Source organism: Desulfosporosinus lacus DSM 15449 (assembly GCF_900129935.1).
GTDB classification, from domain to species: domain Bacteria; phylum Bacillota; class Desulfitobacteriia; order Desulfitobacteriales; family Desulfitobacteriaceae; genus Desulfosporosinus; species Desulfosporosinus lacus.
On the sequence record NZ_FQXJ01000005.1, the window covers coordinates 197,719 to 211,021 of the forward strand.

A 13,303-nucleotide genomic window follows, 5' to 3' on the forward strand; every position below is an offset into this window, starting at 1 on the left:
GTTGTCCAAACGCCTTACCAAACCTTACCCTAGCTTGTCCTGCCCCAACTTCGCCAAAGACATGAGCGGCCCGAGTAGGCGTTTTACTCCAGTAAAATTTACGTCAATCCACGCCTCCACGAATCCCTCTAATTCTGATGGGTAGCATTCTTCGACGTCTATGCCTTGGAGCTCAGGGAAGATTTCGACGATCTGTTCTCCGAGGCGATCAACTAATCCTGTAATATCGCCCTTAGAGACCTCATTCCAAGCTGTGCCAAGCTTAGGGATCAGGTTTTCTTTAATATCTTTAATTTTGCGTTCACGAAGAACTATGTCCCTGCCGGCTATGGTTACGTTTTTACTTCTCATCTCAATTCCTCCTACGCCCTGGTCAGATGGATGGTGTATTTGGTATCAGCTTTACCAGCATCTGTCGTTACGACTTCGACAGTTGTAACTGAACCGGCGGCGCCTAAAGCAATTGCGCTTGATGGTACCCCTGTCGCAACTACATTGTCATCCACCGTGATACTGTCTGCTGTGGCGCATGTTGGGGTAATGGTTACTGACGCTACTCCAGTTAAGATATAGGCAACATATTCATAGGTCCCAGCTGCAAAAGCAGGGATCAATGTTCCGGTTGTAACGACTAATGCAGTCAGATTAGGCGCGGCCGTGATGCCTAGAACAGGCTTGCCTGTTACCTTCAATGTAGCCTTAAAGCCCATTTTTCCTTCAACTTCGGCATCGTCGAGTTCAAATCCCTTGACGAATGCGCTGAACGTCCATGTGGTACCATCTGGAAAAGTAATTACAAAAGATTGAACGGTACCAGCGTTGAAATCAGTAACTAAACCAACTTGTCCATTGGTGTCAGAATTTATAAAGTTTCCTTCTACCGATACATCACCGCCATCACGCATGCCTTGAATATATTCTTTGTACCCATTTGCGGAATCCATTGAGGTTACATCGATTTCACCCGCAGTTAGTTTTGGTGAACTTATATTGGTTATCTCCGCAATGGCGCTGCCTGCCCTGGTTAAGGTTGTTCCAAAAGTTGATTTTGCACCTGTCATTTTTACCAATCCTCCTTAAAACGAATGAGAAATAGAAAACTCCACCGCGCAATGGTAGAGCTCTACTTGATCTGCATATAAATCTTTGGTCCCTTGCTGGAGTGCCGACTGAACGTTGTTATTAGCTGTGGTCCATGCTTCTATTGCCAAGGTGACCTGTTTGGCTATCTGTATCGACTGTAAATATGTCTCACTAAAGCAACTTATTTGCAGATCGATATGCTCAAGCCCGCTATAGCCACTATGTGAGTATTCACGGTCGCTATAAATTTTGAGAAAAGTGCAGTACGGTTTCGTAACTTGTTGGGGAGCATTACCAGGGTAAATTCTATCCCCAACAAGGGCAATTGTGCCGTTATGACTTGAGAGGTAACTATATAACTCTTCTTCAAATGTCATTATCTAGCCCCCTCGACCAAAGCTCTAACTCTTGATGAAATGTGATTTTTCACTGCTGTTTTTTTCTTTTTGAGCGATACACGTAAGAACGGTCTTTCGCCTCTCTTTGGATCGCCATGACCATATTCGACTGATGCAGGGTAGTAATATCGCTTACCTGTCGCACTAAATTTTACGAATATGTCATTCTTGGCTTTGTCCATACCTGCACCAGCGAAGGCTTTACTTTTGTTTTTATCCCAAGTCACAGCGCTGATGATTCCAGCCTTAAGTTCGCCAGTTTCACCGGCTGGGGCTCGCGCTCTAGCTTCATCGCGCACAATGTCAGCTGCTTCTTTAGCGATAGAGCCCATTTCATTAAAAAGATTCTGGCGAAATGATCCAATCCTTCGAGTAATCTCTTGCAACCCTTCAATTTGGAGCCCTGTCCGCGCCATGTTACTCGACCACCTTGCAGAGTATATAGATTTCTCTTCGCTTACCATCCGGATCATTAGCGCCTAAGATATCGTAAGTTTTACCATCGCAGATACCTCGCATTTTGGCGTTTATTCCTGTTCGGTACCTTATTGTGTAAAGGTCAGTAATTTCAGAATTGATTTTTTGGGCCGCATAAAACTCACGAGATGAGCTATGCTTTTTTGCCGCTCTGACGGTAGCAAAAGTGGCCCATGATAGTATTTGCCCTCCTGCGGTGTCGCGTGTAGCTGTTGACGTTTCTATTGTAAGCTGTAGCCTTAATTCTTCTGACTTCATGTAGGCATCACCCTTTGCATGCCTAGTAAGGCATTTCTTGCTTTTTCAATCTTTGAACGCTCATCGGGTCTGTAATCGTCATAGAGTAATTTCATGTGAAGAGCCATTGCCCATTTAACTGATTCTGGAACGGTTGATGCGACTCCATAACCAGCCACAAACCGAATTCGTATAGAATTAACTGGTTGCAGGTTAACCGATGGCCATTGCTTGTTATAGCCTAGGACAATTTTATTAACAAAACTGTCGTTGTCTAGAATGTATTCCGTGGCCGCAAGTGTGGCTTCAATGCCGTCCTTGTCGGTATACTTGATACTTGTAACTGATTGAACTGGAGAACACGCCTTGAATTCAATATCTCCGCTCGGAAAAGCGTCGAGAACTAACTCAAGAGTTTGTGTGATAAATTTCTTACCTTGATAATCTTCGCACCATTCGCGGGCTTGTTTTGTAAGGCTGGTGATCAGTGTATCATCTGCGGTTCCGTCTACTCTTAGGTGGTTTTTCGCTTCCGTCAGCGTCAGGGGCTCTGTCGCCGGTGGGGTAATTACTTTAAGGCTCATTAGATTCACCTACCTTTGCCTAAAGGGATTTGGGGAGAGGGAATTCTCCCCAAATCATTTGTTAACTAATCATTGCACCTGGCACAAGAGGCTCGTATTCGACAAACAGGGTTAATGCTCCAGTGGCAGGAGCCCCTGCACTGTAGATCGTTTGGATTACTCCGGGACCGAGAATTAGGGGCATATTTGCGTTTGCCGCTAAGACGCCAATACCCACGTCTGTACACTTGGTCAGTGCGGTGGCTTTGACTCCGTCTACCAAAAATAATTGTTGTGCTCCAGCGCTAGCGGTGTCTGTAGCAGCACATAAATCTTTGGCAGTGCTGCCGGTCGGTGTGAATGAGAATTTTAATGTGTTAGCGCCCGCCGGTATGGCAGTCGTTACAAGAGCGCCGAGGCGCGTTACCTTAACGATTCCGGTCACGGTAAACTTTGTGGCTGTGCCAGTAAGCGAAGCCGCAGCTTGACCAAGGCTTACGCAGCGCCCCATCTTTTCTTTTACGTCTTCTAATCGTTCAATGATAGACCCATCAGGATCGGCGGTTACCAGAGTAGATTCAAACTGATTATTGTCACTGTTGTATCCCAAGATATTCTGCTTATTGTCCATCCTTGTTTATTGCCTCCTTTGAAAAGTTTGAGGCCCTAATTAAAGGGCCTCTGTTATTACGCTACTGTCGGTTTATAAGCTACATCCTCAACGATAGTGGCGCACATTAGGTTCGCTGCATTCGAGTTCCCATAGCTCATCCCGATATATTTTCCCGTGGGAATGATTGCTGGATCAACTACAAAATCGACGATAAAGTTTCCGGTTGCATCAGCAACAGTATAGGCTTTAGCATCTGTTTGGCGAACTCCGTTTACATAGATAGGCAAGTCTGCCGCTACTGCTGCAGCATTGGTTCCGGCTGCATCATCAGCGGTTTTTGGTGTCAATACTAGGTCTGTAGCATCACCCATAGTAACGATGCAACGCAGAATCTGTGATTTAGCTCCACCGGTGGGTAAAACATAATCATCAGCTGCATTTGCCGTGGTCTGAAGGGCCATAACTACCCTTGTGCGGTATCCTTCGATTGCTTTAGTTAACATTTGATGGTACCTCCCTTAAATTAAATTCATAACGGTGCGATGTAAACCTAGATTAACCTCTGGTTGCGAGAGTGATAAAGCTTGAACGTTTATTAGCAGAGTTTTTAATTGTCAGCGCAGAGTTTTTCTTAGGCATGCCGTTAGCGCGGAAGATGAACCTGAAACAGTTCTGTGCGGTCAAAAATTGGACGTGCATAGAGGTGGCTGCGTCAATCCCGCCCTTGTAGGCCAACATATACTGTTTAAGGTCAACAAGATTGACATCTCCGACAGTACCCAAGGCCGCGCAATGATCACTTTCAAGGATCGGCTTACCGCGTAGGGTGTCGATTGTTCCGGCTGCGCTAGCTGGAAGATAAACAGGTACCCCACCAACCCCTACAGGGAAGGCCAAGAAGTCTAATTGCTCAGCGCAATCTGGATGCATTAGCCACGCCATAGATGATTTATCCAAGGAACGATGATACATTTTGGAAAGGTTTTCCCATAGGATAGTGGCCGCTGCTTGCCCTGCTTCTTTTGCAACACTTACAACTCCACCACCAGTTTGGAAACCGATAGGTTTACCTTTTCCATCTCCTGCAATGATTGCATTTTCTAGTTCTCGTCTAATTCCAGTCGTGAATGCGCGAGTGTAGAGAGTATTAACAAAGCTGGAATCTGCTTCGAGTTCATAGGTTGCATAAGCAAGGCCCATTAACTTCTCAAGCTTCAGTTCCTTCTCCGTCAGCTTTGGATTACTCGCTGCTACTGCCGCAGCTTCAGATGCCCAATATACTTGAACCCCGCCAAAAACAGTTGTAGCTACACTTGTTTCATCAACGTCGACCCACTTGACGCTGTTTGATCCATCTGTAACCTCATAACTATCTACCAGGTTTAAGATGCCGCTTTCTTTTACAGCACTTTCCATCATTAAACCAGCGTAATCTGTTTGCACCGCAAAACCACCGTCTGCCCCAGTTCCTTCGTTGCCGCCAAGTGCCGCGTTGCTAAATTTGTTTAACTGCACAAGCCTTTCGTCAACTCTTCCCTCGGTTGCGACTGCTTTAACGGCCACGAGTTGGTCTACGAGGTTTTTGAAGAGCTTAGGGGCCGCATTCGATTTTGCTTGAGCGTATACAGGCGTGTTTACCGGAGTATTTGCTTGAGCTTCTGCCGCAATGCGATCAGCTTCGAGTTGATCAACAACTTTTTGGGCTTCAATCTTGGCTTTGACATTCTTGATATCTTCCATTTTTGCAGTGATATCTTCGGCTTTTGCATCCGCGTTGGCCAATAAACCTTTTGCCTCAACTTCTAGTTGAGCCAATTTTGCTAACAGTACTTTCATTTTTAAACCCTCTTCCTTTTTAATAAAATAGCCTTAGAGTATTAACTCCAAGGCAAGCTTTGCTTTTAGAACTGATAATTCTTTCCCGGATTCAGCTGTGCGAACTACTTGAGTCTGCCCATTAGCTTTAAGGAAACTCCTCATTTTATTGATAACTTCGGTTGGTATCATTGCCTGCCCCATGCTTGCAACAAGCCTATTCCCTTCATCGAACATGATCTCGTCGACAAATTTATACTTCAATGCTTCTTGAGCGTTGAAGTATGTCTCTTTTTCCATAAGATCAAGTAGTTCATCTCGGGACATTCCTGTTTTCAGCATATACGCATTTGCAATTCCAGCGTCATGACCTTTTAGCACAATTGCTTCGCGCTCAAGGGCTGTATGATTTCCACGTATTTGCGTTAAGACATTATGAATCATTATTTGGCCAGTTGGGGTTATAACTGTTTTCCCGGCCATAGCTATTATTGACGCTGCACTTGCCGCAACTGCCACGACTTTGTTCAAAACATTGCCTTTGTATTCCATGAGGGCGGTATAAATCTCAGACCCAGCATATACGTCCCCACCCGGGCTATTTATTCCGACTTCAATGTCTTCACCATTGGCTTTTTCTAGTTGGTTTATGATGTCACTTGGACATACCGCTCCAACCTCAAACCAGTCATAAATCCATTTATCATCGTTTGCCACAATGAAACCCTTGATATCAATTTTCAAATCCTCACCCCCTTTCATTGATCATTTTGTAGATTTCATCGATCATATCTTTTGTTGGGCCCGGGGACTTTGCAGGATCAATAGGTTTACCAGCTTCATGCATGTTTAAGGGTTCTAAGTAGATGTCACCCGCTGAGCCTATACCGTTCATATTTTCAAGACGGCGTATATCATTCACGCTCAACCAGCCCCACTGGCGCCCCACTGCGTAAGCAGCAGCACGGCTCTTCGCATCCCCACGCAGCAAAGCGTCGATCTTAAACTCAATGTAATACCCAGCTAAGCGCTCCTGCACGGTCAGAAGTTGCATATTAATAGCTTCTTCCCACCGCTTGAACCACGGAAGCATGGTATACATGATGAACTCTAAACTTTGATGCTCGATGTTGTTGTTTGTTGCACGGTCTAAGTTTTGGACCAGGTGCAATGGTACCCGGTATATTCGGCAGATATCTTCAATTTGGAATTTCTTAGATTCAATTAATTGAGCATCAGCCGGCTTCATGGTTAACTGTTTAAAATCCCCGCCTTCTTCAAGCAACATTGGCTTACCTGCATTGACTAGCCCGGTGTAACTTTTACCCAAATCTTCTTTCAGTCGCAGAAATGCTGCCTCGCTCAAAGTGTTTGGAAATGAAAAAACGCCGCTTGCATTTGCGCCGTTCTGGTAAAACTTATTGCCAAACTGTTCGTAGGCCAACCCTAACCTAATTGCCGAAGCACTATGCTCTATGGGACTTAATCCGATTACACCGTTAAAACTTAGCCCAGGGATATGAAAGACTTGTTCCCTTTGCAAAGTTTTTCCTGTGACATCTCCGCGTATTTTGTACGTGAGCTTTCCGGTACCTTTATCGCGACTTATTGTTGTCATCGACCAATCGTAAGGGTAGAGTCCGACTAATTCACCATTTCTGTTAACCAACTTTTCGCATACCGCATTACCGCCAGTGTTCAGAGAGACCATGCACATTTCCTTAAAGCTAAACGGTGACATTTCTTCGTTCGGTCGGTTGTGGAGGATGTCATATATGGCCAGGTCATTAATTGATTCCCTGTCTCCATCTTTCTTCTTCCGGTAGAGCATGGCCGGCATACTTGCCAGGGTTTCGGACAATACCCTTATGCAGCCAAAAACAGCTGAGTATTTCATGGCGGTTGTCGTACTGATAGGTATTTGTCCATTTATTACGGGTGCGTCATCCCCTTGGATAAATGATCGGACCACATCATCCCAAGCGCTACCCAGAATCAACTTTGCCGCGAATTTTTGAACCTTATTCAATTTCTCACCTCCTTAAAGCAATCTCATTCCACGGGTTTCATATGCATTTTGTTTTTCTTGCCTAATTGCCACAGCCATTGCATTTATCCAAGCTACAATCACGTCAATGCGATCCTTTGACTTATTTTTCATGGGTTTTATGTTCTCGTTACCATCAACAGCTGTGATGACATTACCAAAGCACCATCTGGCAAGAGGATTGTCCTCATGACTAAATTGATTCGACCTTAAAAGTCGTTCAATTTCTTTCATTGCAGGCGACATTCCGGCCATATTTTGAACTACTTCAATGAATTGGACGTCCTCTTTTCCAAGTCTTTGAGTTAGAGTTCTGCTATTCCATGGGTCCGTACCCCCTGTTTGGAAGCTATATTGTTTACTCAATGTCATGATTCGGGCCTCTACAAAGTCATAGTCAACAGCATTACCTGGTGTTGCATGTAGAAATCCGTTCTTTACCCACCTGTCATACGGAACACCATCACGCTGAACCCTCTCCTTCATCTTGTCTTCTGGTATCCAACCCTCGATCAGTACACGCCAGTCAGGAATACCTTCCTGCGGAGGGAAAACTAAAGCAAGACCGGTTAAGTCGATTGTGCTGGCTAAATCAAGTCCTGGATAACACTTCTTCCCCACTAGATCAGCCTTTGACCATTTACCAACCGTCGAATCCCAAAGTGTTAATGGCAGCCATCCGATACGCTTAAGGGAAATCCACTGATTTAAGCGAAGCCATCTAAAAAGCCGCTCAGAACTTTCACTGTTCTGTGCGGCTATGGCTTCGCGTCGTACACTATCGATATCAATTGTGATCCCTAGTGATGGATTAATCTTGTGCCAAAGCTCCTCATCGTAAATGTCTGCATTCTCTGGTGCGGAATAAATTTTTGCATACCACGAAGGATCGACTAATTCCCCATCAATAATTTTCTGGGCCTGATCGTGAATCTCCCAGCCAATTGATTTACGGTCTGGATCGTCACCGGCTGTTGTAATTACCCACCAAAGAGGTTCTTTACGAGCAGCACCAGCACCAAATGTCATTGTGTCCCATAGATCGCGTTTTGGTTGAGCGTGGAGCTCATCAAAAATAACGACTGTAGGATTAAGGCCGTGCTTGGAATAGGCTTCAGCCGATAAAACTTTTAGTATGGTACCAGTCTCGACATTCTCAATTTCTTTCCTGCTGTCGGTAATTTTGAACATTTCTTTTAGGTCTTCATTTTGCTCAATCATACTGACAGCTGCTTTATAAACAAGTGTTGCCTGGCTTCTATCTGCAGCACAACAATATATCTGTCCGCCTGGTCCATCGCAGGCTAAATGATAAATCGACAAGGCAGCAATCAGAGTCGTTTTGCCGTTCTTTTTTGGGATTTCAAGATAAGCATATCTATATTGCCGGTATCCATTGTCACCTACAGTACCGTAAACATCCCAAATAATGTTGTATTGCCACTTTGGAAGGACGAACGGTTGGCCATAAAAGTCATCGGTCAGGTTAAGCATTTGGATAAATTCAATAGGTTCTAGCGCTCGATCCTTATTGTGAGGCATTTCCCTCACCTTGCTTTTCGATTAAATGTCCTCCACACTTTTCGCAGCTATTTCCATGAAAGTAAATATACTTTTGTTTACTCACGTAGTGGATATGATTACAATTCAGGCATTCAAAAATGTGTTTCACTGATCATTCACCTTCTTTCGATCAAGGAAGGCGGCCATCTTCGATTTACCCTTCTTCTCATCCGGCTTTTTCTGTATGGAGCGCAGCGCCGATTGAATTGTCATGATGTTTTCCTTCTCGATCTCTAACATCATCTTTCGTTTTTCCATGATCTTTTTATCGATCGCCAAGAACCTATTATAGATTTTTTCTTTCTGTTCGAGATAGGTTAGTATGTCCAATTTTTCGCTTTGATGGGATTCGTGTATTTCTTTAAGTTCATCGTTGCAAACCTTTTTAAAGCCCTCAAACCTTTTGCATTCGCTATGCAGTAGGCAGTAACGATTGATGACGCCTTCATGTAGGCCGTCATCCTTGTCGATACTTTTTAGTACTTTTTTGATTCTGATAAACTCCTTATGAGCAATCTCGTCGGATTTGACATCCGGCCACTCCTTCAAAGACACGCCTGTAATTAAACCATTTTCAGCTTTTTTCCTGACTGCTTTCTCTGCTTTTGTGCGATGGCCCTTTACCAAGGCCAAAGGTTTTGTCGGTCTTCCACCAGGCATAGGTGCCACCTCCTTAAATCATATAGTTTTGGGAAAAAAATTCGCGTTCCCTTAGCAGGTTGGTCTTGAAGATAGAGGTCCTAGACAATTGATACCCCCTATCCCCTACTAAACGGTGCGGACTCACCTTTAATCTTCCTATGTCCTTTAACACTGTTGCAATGAATGCAAGCGCCTTGATGATTAACACTATCCCAGAACCTTGGATCATTCGGTCCATCAGGAGGATCAATGTGGTCCACGCATTCAGATATGTTATCGCATCCATTCAGCTGTAGCTTACAGAATACATTCTTTGGCTGATTAAGAAACCACTTACTGTACTGACTCCATCGGTACGTGTAGCCTCGCTCATGCGCTGATCCACGATGCTTATCGTATCTCTGTCGCTCTTGCTTGGTGTGCTCTGGACAGAATCGATCTTGTGTTAGGTTTGGACAGTTTGGACTGTTACACATATGCATCGGCTTATTAGGCACCAGTACTACCTCTTCCCTAATAGGTAAGGTATCCCTTCGGCCGCTGTAAGCAGCACAAAGAACGACATCCATGGGTGCAAAAACATCCAATCGATTATAGTTTGATTCATCTAGTTACCTCTCCTTACCTGTCTTATTCCACCCTGGCCACGTCGGTAACTGTCATGAGTCATGGCGGCCTCGATCTCCCACCTTGATATCTTAACTGCCTTACCCATTGGATATTGTAAGGTATCCAAAGATTTAGATTCCTTCGTTTCTGGTACCGGATAAATGGCCATCAACTGCTCGTAAACTTTCGGTTGTTTCTTCTTAATGATCGTCCTAATAGTAGGCACAGATGGCCACCATCCTTTCTCGGTAATAGATAAAGCCATGAGATGACTCACGGCTTAAGGACATAAAAAAGACACCCGCCGCCAAGGTGTCTATAGTTAGGAGGTATAATGAATTTTCAAGAACTCAGGCACCTATAGAATATCACCCTATATACGCCAAATGGTCTAGACTTTTAGCCTATTCGTAGGTTTTCCATTGGGTCAATCAATCCTTTTTGGGTAGCCAATAAGCAGATACAAAGTATGGTATTTTCTTTCCATGCGTAGTATAAGGCTCGGCTAATGTGTAGTGATTCTGCTGCCATATCATTGGTCTTATTTTCAAAGTACTTGAACTTAATAAGTAGTTTGTATTCCATCGGGATCGCCGCGAGAGCTTCAGCTATCAACTCTAACCAATCACCGTTATTTATCTCAGCCAGTTTCATTCCTTTATTCCCAGTCGTATCACCCATCACCCCGCCACTAACAGATACCTCTGGACGAGATGATCCATGGATTATATCGTTACGTCGATCGTTCGTTTCTTTTGATTTCATTGGGTAAGCTCGTAGCTCATCCTCGATTCTCCGAACAACACGTTTACTTATTAGAGGCATCCTTAACCAACTCCATTTTATTTGGTTTATGTTTTACCTACTTTAAAGCTTTAAACTGAATCATTAAGAACATGAACTTCCCTATTGAAGTTTCAAATTTATCATTATCTCCGCTCTCGAGGGCAGCAACTACTTCACCGGCACCATCTCTTAGCTTCTTAAACATTTCTAATACGTCCACATTTAACCAACTCCATTTTTATTTGTAATTACATTGAAGCGTCCACTTGGATTACTAGGATTCATAGGCCTGTATCCGGCTTTCACCATGGCCCCAGCGAATGCTCCCGAGTAAAGGTAAATACCAGTCGCTCTTTGGAAATCTGTCTTCAGTCCATAAACAGATCGTCTTGTGGAGGTCCTTTTGCCAGGCAAGATATTGGCAAATATCCATGCATCCAGCACGTCCTTAACTTCATGCGGTAATTCATTGTAAATTGAGGGATTGTCGCATCTGTCAAAGCGACTTTCTATCCATTCCTTCATTCCGTTACGTATCGATACCTCGCTGAACATACCTGGCCTATACTGCATTTTTCTCCCCTCCATAAAGCATATCAGCCGTTCGCTGCCTGCTCATTTCCGTAATACTCCGAAATGGGTGGAATTCGAAACTCTGATTGGTCTTCCTTAAGCGCTTTCCCGTCATAGGCCCAAGGTAAACCAGCTTTGCACTCACAATGGTAAAGGTATTCATACGGCATCATGTTCACTGTGCGGAGCTTTATAAGAAATCCTCTTCCCCCACAGACTGCGCAATTATTCTCTAGCGCAACCGGTAGCCTCATGCTTTGCTTCTTTTTAATCACTTGATAAGTCTCATAGAATTCTGCGATACTTGGAAGGAATTTATTGACTAATATCAATTTATCGATAGCCTTTTTCATCGCTTCATAATCAAGGTCTTGGAATTTTTCAACGTACAATGATCGTTTAAGGCTTCCGCTTTCTCCTGTAAAACCCGTATTCGCAAAAATTGCACTGATCTTCTTAACGAGGCTTTGTGCTTCGATCTGCGTCAATTTCCTCACTCCTTTTAATCAAGAGCCAATTTTCCACTTGAATTGCTTAAAGCATTCTGCTTTCCTTGATTCCTCAATAAATCCATCGTCATCCATATCCATTACTAAGATTTCGCCCTGGTCTGTTAGCGCAAGGCATAAAACATTTAAATGCTCTTCTTTGGTCATGTTGTAAGTTGCATATAAATTGCTTGGAGCTGGCATGATTTGAATTACCTTGCCCTTCATACCCATCATTTCCTCACACCTTTTTTAATAATTTGATATAAAAAAGCCTGGCGACAGATTATTAATCTATCAGCCAGGCTCAAAGGCTCTGCGGCTCATATTAGACACTTGTTAAAATCTTTGTTTTTCCATCTTCAAATATCAGGATTGTTTGTTTACACATTCGACATTTCTGCTCAATCCCTTTACCCATAATAAACGTATTCGCGTTGAGCTTAAAAAGCTTAATATTTCCTTTGCACGTTGGACAACAAATCCATTCTCCCACGTTTCTCAGCACCTTTTTTTATTTATTACTTTGACTATATAGAGCATTTTGCCCTTTATTTTGTTAGTGGCCCCGGAGCCAAGCAAAAACCCCGGGGCTATTTTGAGGAGGAAGCAAAATGCTTAAAACCGAAAGGTGGAGCCAACACCCCTCGGGGTTAAGTGTAGTTAATTTTTAATCTTTCTGCCATCCGGCAAGCTCTTCAGGAGTTACAGTCTCTTCCCAGTCAAAATTACTTCTTGCCGCCTTGCGTTCGGCTTTCATCTTCTCGATATGTTCCTTTTGTTTTCTTGCAGCTTCAGGATATTTTTTCTCGATTTCTTCAATTTGTTTTTTTTCTAAGGCCTGACGTTCAAGTTCTTGTTTATACTCTTCAGATTCACGCCAGGTGTCACCGGCACGGTATTTGATCAATAAAGCCTTTTCCCTTGAATGAAGTGTGCCGTACTTCTCCTCATTTAAGGCCTGCTCAACTAATTTTCTCTCATACTTTATGACGTATTGATCCTTAAGGCTGTTGAATAACTCTTCTCCGGTTACCGATCGGCGCTCAATACCATCTCCAATTAGCATGAATTCGTCTAGTAGCTTAGTACTATTCCCATATACCTCATAGTGGGCTGCTTCATCAGCCATCCTTTTGATAATCATGTTCTGCAATACCAACCATTCTGGAATATGCAAACCCTCTGAGTAGCCCTGAATTCTCTTAAGAAAAACCTCATCAAAATTCATCATCATACTTACACCCTTCATGATGAGCTCTGATTTATTCATTCCTAATTTCTTGGCCTTAGCCTCTATGTCCGATAAACCATATCCGGTCCCATCGGGTATCCTTACGTTAATTTTGTTGTCTTCCATCTTTATCACGCCCTTATGTTATTTATCTATATCCATTATATATCCAATA

At 43.5% G+C, this 13,303-nt stretch carries 21 protein-coding genes; all 21 read right to left on the minus strand.

Annotated features, from left to right (window positions below):
* Positions 1-24: 24 nt before the first annotated feature.
* Positions 25-351, minus strand: coding sequence for a hypothetical protein (locus BUB11_RS07895; protein WP_073029199.1), 327 nt, complete (start codon positions 349-351; stop codon positions 25-27).
* Between the two features lie 11 nt (positions 352-362).
* The gene (locus tag BUB11_RS07900) at positions 363-1,061 is read right to left on the minus strand and encodes a phage tail tube protein (protein ID WP_073029201.1); all 699 of its coding nucleotides are present in this window, start codon (positions 1,059-1,061) and stop codon (positions 363-365) included.
* Positions 1,062-1,076: 15 nt separating this feature from the next.
* Positions 1,077-1,460, minus strand: coding sequence for a DUF3168 domain-containing protein (locus tag BUB11_RS07905; protein WP_073029204.1), 384 nt, complete (start codon positions 1,458-1,460; stop codon positions 1,077-1,079).
* Positions 1,460-1,897 (minus strand): HK97 gp10 family phage protein, encoded by a 438-nt coding sequence (locus BUB11_RS07910; protein ID WP_073029206.1) that lies wholly within the window; start codon positions 1,895-1,897, stop codon positions 1,460-1,462. The genes BUB11_RS07905 and BUB11_RS07910 overlap by 1 nt, the downstream gene beginning before the upstream one ends.
* A gap of 1 nt (position 1,898) precedes the next feature.
* Positions 1,899-2,216 carry a phage head closure protein gene (locus BUB11_RS07915; protein ID WP_073029208.1) on the minus strand — a complete coding sequence of 106 codons (318 nt, stop codon included), beginning with the start codon at positions 2,214-2,216 and terminating at the stop codon, positions 1,899-1,901.
* Positions 2,213-2,779, minus strand: coding sequence for a head-tail connector protein (locus BUB11_RS07920; RefSeq protein ID WP_073029210.1), 567 nt, complete (start codon positions 2,777-2,779; stop codon positions 2,213-2,215). Before BUB11_RS07920 ends, BUB11_RS07915 begins: the two co-directional genes overlap by 4 nt.
* Positions 2,780-2,840: 61 nt before the next feature.
* On the minus strand, positions 2,841-3,389 hold the full coding sequence (locus BUB11_RS07925; protein WP_073029213.1) for a hypothetical protein: 549 nt from the start codon (positions 3,387-3,389) through the stop codon (positions 2,841-2,843).
* Positions 3,390-3,445: 56 nt separating this feature from the next.
* The gene (locus BUB11_RS07930; RefSeq protein WP_073029215.1) at positions 3,446-3,874 is read right to left on the minus strand and encodes a hypothetical protein; all 429 of its coding nucleotides are present in this window, start codon (positions 3,872-3,874) and stop codon (positions 3,446-3,448) included.
* Positions 3,875-3,926: 52 nt separating this feature from the next.
* Positions 3,927-5,207 carry a phage major capsid protein gene (locus BUB11_RS07935; RefSeq protein WP_073029217.1) on the minus strand — a complete coding sequence of 427 codons (1,281 nt, stop codon included), beginning with the start codon at positions 5,205-5,207 and terminating at the stop codon, positions 3,927-3,929.
* 33 nt (positions 5,208-5,240) lie between these two features.
* Positions 5,241-5,930, minus strand: a complete 690-nt coding sequence (locus BUB11_RS07940) for a head maturation protease, ClpP-related (RefSeq protein ID WP_200797887.1) — start codon at positions 5,928-5,930, stop codon at positions 5,241-5,243.
* A gap of 4 nt (positions 5,931-5,934) precedes the next feature.
* Positions 5,935-7,215, minus strand: a complete 1,281-nt coding sequence (locus BUB11_RS07945; RefSeq protein ID WP_073029222.1) for a phage portal protein — start codon at positions 7,213-7,215, stop codon at positions 5,935-5,937.
* Positions 7,216-7,227: 12 nt separating this feature from the next.
* Positions 7,228-8,775 carry a terminase large subunit gene (locus tag BUB11_RS07950; protein ID WP_073029224.1) on the minus strand — a complete coding sequence of 516 codons (1,548 nt, stop codon included), beginning with the start codon at positions 8,773-8,775 and terminating at the stop codon, positions 7,228-7,230.
* A gap of 126 nt (positions 8,776-8,901) precedes the next feature.
* Positions 8,902-9,456: a hypothetical protein gene (locus BUB11_RS07955; RefSeq protein WP_073029226.1), complete on the minus strand. Its 555-nt coding sequence runs from the start codon at positions 9,454-9,456 to the stop codon at positions 8,902-8,904.
* A gap of 98 nt (positions 9,457-9,554) precedes the next feature.
* The gene (locus BUB11_RS07960) at positions 9,555-10,007 is read right to left on the minus strand and encodes a hypothetical protein (protein WP_207650032.1); all 453 of its coding nucleotides are present in this window, start codon (positions 10,005-10,007) and stop codon (positions 9,555-9,557) included.
* Positions 10,008-10,045: 38 nt separating this feature from the next.
* On the minus strand, positions 10,046-10,273 hold the full coding sequence (locus tag BUB11_RS07965) for a hypothetical protein (protein WP_143187580.1): 228 nt from the start codon (positions 10,271-10,273) through the stop codon (positions 10,046-10,048).
* A gap of 173 nt (positions 10,274-10,446) precedes the next feature.
* Positions 10,447-10,812, minus strand: coding sequence for a hypothetical protein (locus tag BUB11_RS07970; RefSeq protein WP_143187581.1), 366 nt, complete (start codon positions 10,810-10,812; stop codon positions 10,447-10,449).
* Between the two features lie 97 nt (positions 10,813-10,909).
* Positions 10,910-11,053, minus strand: coding sequence for a hypothetical protein (locus tag BUB11_RS27485; RefSeq protein ID WP_159436912.1), 144 nt, complete (start codon positions 11,051-11,053; stop codon positions 10,910-10,912).
* A gap of 2 nt (positions 11,054-11,055) precedes the next feature.
* A complete protein-coding gene (locus tag BUB11_RS07975) occupies positions 11,056-11,406 on the minus strand; it encodes a hypothetical protein (protein ID WP_073029231.1) in 351 nt (116 codons plus the stop codon).
* A 23-nt stretch (positions 11,407-11,429) separates the two neighbouring features.
* Positions 11,430-11,894 (minus strand): hypothetical protein, encoded by a 465-nt coding sequence (locus tag BUB11_RS07980; protein WP_073029232.1) that lies wholly within the window; start codon positions 11,892-11,894, stop codon positions 11,430-11,432.
* An 18-nt stretch (positions 11,895-11,912) separates the two neighbouring features.
* Complete coding sequence (locus tag BUB11_RS07985; protein ID WP_073029233.1) at positions 11,913-12,131, minus strand: hypothetical protein; 219 nt, start codon at positions 12,129-12,131, stop codon at positions 11,913-11,915.
* Positions 12,132-12,564: 433 nt separating this feature from the next.
* Positions 12,565-13,254, minus strand: a complete 690-nt coding sequence (locus BUB11_RS07990; protein WP_073029234.1) for a hypothetical protein — start codon at positions 13,252-13,254, stop codon at positions 12,565-12,567.
* Positions 13,255-13,303: the final 49 nt, after the last annotated feature.

What these genes read in the sequence shown, in the direction of transcription:
- BUB11_RS07895 (WP_073029199.1), bottom strand. Translation starts at nt 351, where the DNA reads ATGAGAAGTAAAAACGTAACCATAGCCGGCAGGGACATAGTTCTTCGT.
- BUB11_RS07900 (WP_073029201.1), bottom strand. Translation starts at nt 1,061, where the DNA reads ATGACAGGTGCAAAATCAACTTTTGGAACAACCTTAACCAGGGCAGGC.
- BUB11_RS07905 (WP_073029204.1), bottom strand. Translation starts at nt 1,460, where the DNA reads ATGACATTTGAAGAAGAGTTATATAGTTACCTCTCAAGTCATAACGGC.
- BUB11_RS07910 (WP_073029206.1), bottom strand. Translation starts at nt 1,897, where the DNA reads ATGGCGCGGACAGGGCTCCAAATTGAAGGGTTGCAAGAGATTACTCGA.
- BUB11_RS07915 (WP_073029208.1), bottom strand. Translation starts at nt 2,216, where the DNA reads ATGAAGTCAGAAGAATTAAGGCTACAGCTTACAATAGAAACGTCAACA.
- BUB11_RS07920 (WP_073029210.1), bottom strand. Translation starts at nt 2,779, where the DNA reads ATGAGCCTTAAAGTAATTACCCCACCGGCGACAGAGCCCCTGACGCTG.
- BUB11_RS07925 (WP_073029213.1), bottom strand. Translation starts at nt 3,389, where the DNA reads ATGGACAATAAGCAGAATATCTTGGGATACAACAGTGACAATAATCAG.
- BUB11_RS07930 (WP_073029215.1), bottom strand. Translation starts at nt 3,874, where the DNA reads ATGTTAACTAAAGCAATCGAAGGATACCGCACAAGGGTAGTTATGGCC.
- BUB11_RS07935 (WP_073029217.1), bottom strand. Translation starts at nt 5,207, where the DNA reads ATGAAAGTACTGTTAGCAAAATTGGCTCAACTAGAAGTTGAGGCAAAA.
- BUB11_RS07950 (WP_073029224.1), bottom strand. Translation starts at nt 8,775, where the DNA reads ATGCCTCACAATAAGGATCGAGCGCTAGAACCTATTGAATTTATCCAA.
- BUB11_RS07955 (WP_073029226.1), bottom strand. Translation starts at nt 9,456, where the DNA reads ATGCCTGGTGGAAGACCGACAAAACCTTTGGCCTTGGTAAAGGGCCAT.
- BUB11_RS07960 (WP_207650032.1), bottom strand. Translation starts at nt 10,007, where the DNA reads ATGGATGTCGTTCTTTGTGCTGCTTACAGCGGCCGAAGGGATACCTTA.
- BUB11_RS07970 (WP_143187581.1), bottom strand. Translation starts at nt 10,812, where the DNA reads ATGAAATCAAAAGAAACGAACGATCGACGTAACGATATAATCCATGGA.
- BUB11_RS07975 (WP_073029231.1), bottom strand. Translation starts at nt 11,406, where the DNA reads ATGCAGTATAGGCCAGGTATGTTCAGCGAGGTATCGATACGTAACGGA.
- BUB11_RS07985 (WP_073029233.1), bottom strand. Translation starts at nt 12,131, where the DNA reads ATGATGGGTATGAAGGGCAAGGTAATTCAAATCATGCCAGCTCCAAGC.
- BUB11_RS07990 (WP_073029234.1), bottom strand. Translation starts at nt 13,254, where the DNA reads ATGGAAGACAACAAAATTAACGTAAGGATACCCGATGGGACCGGATAT.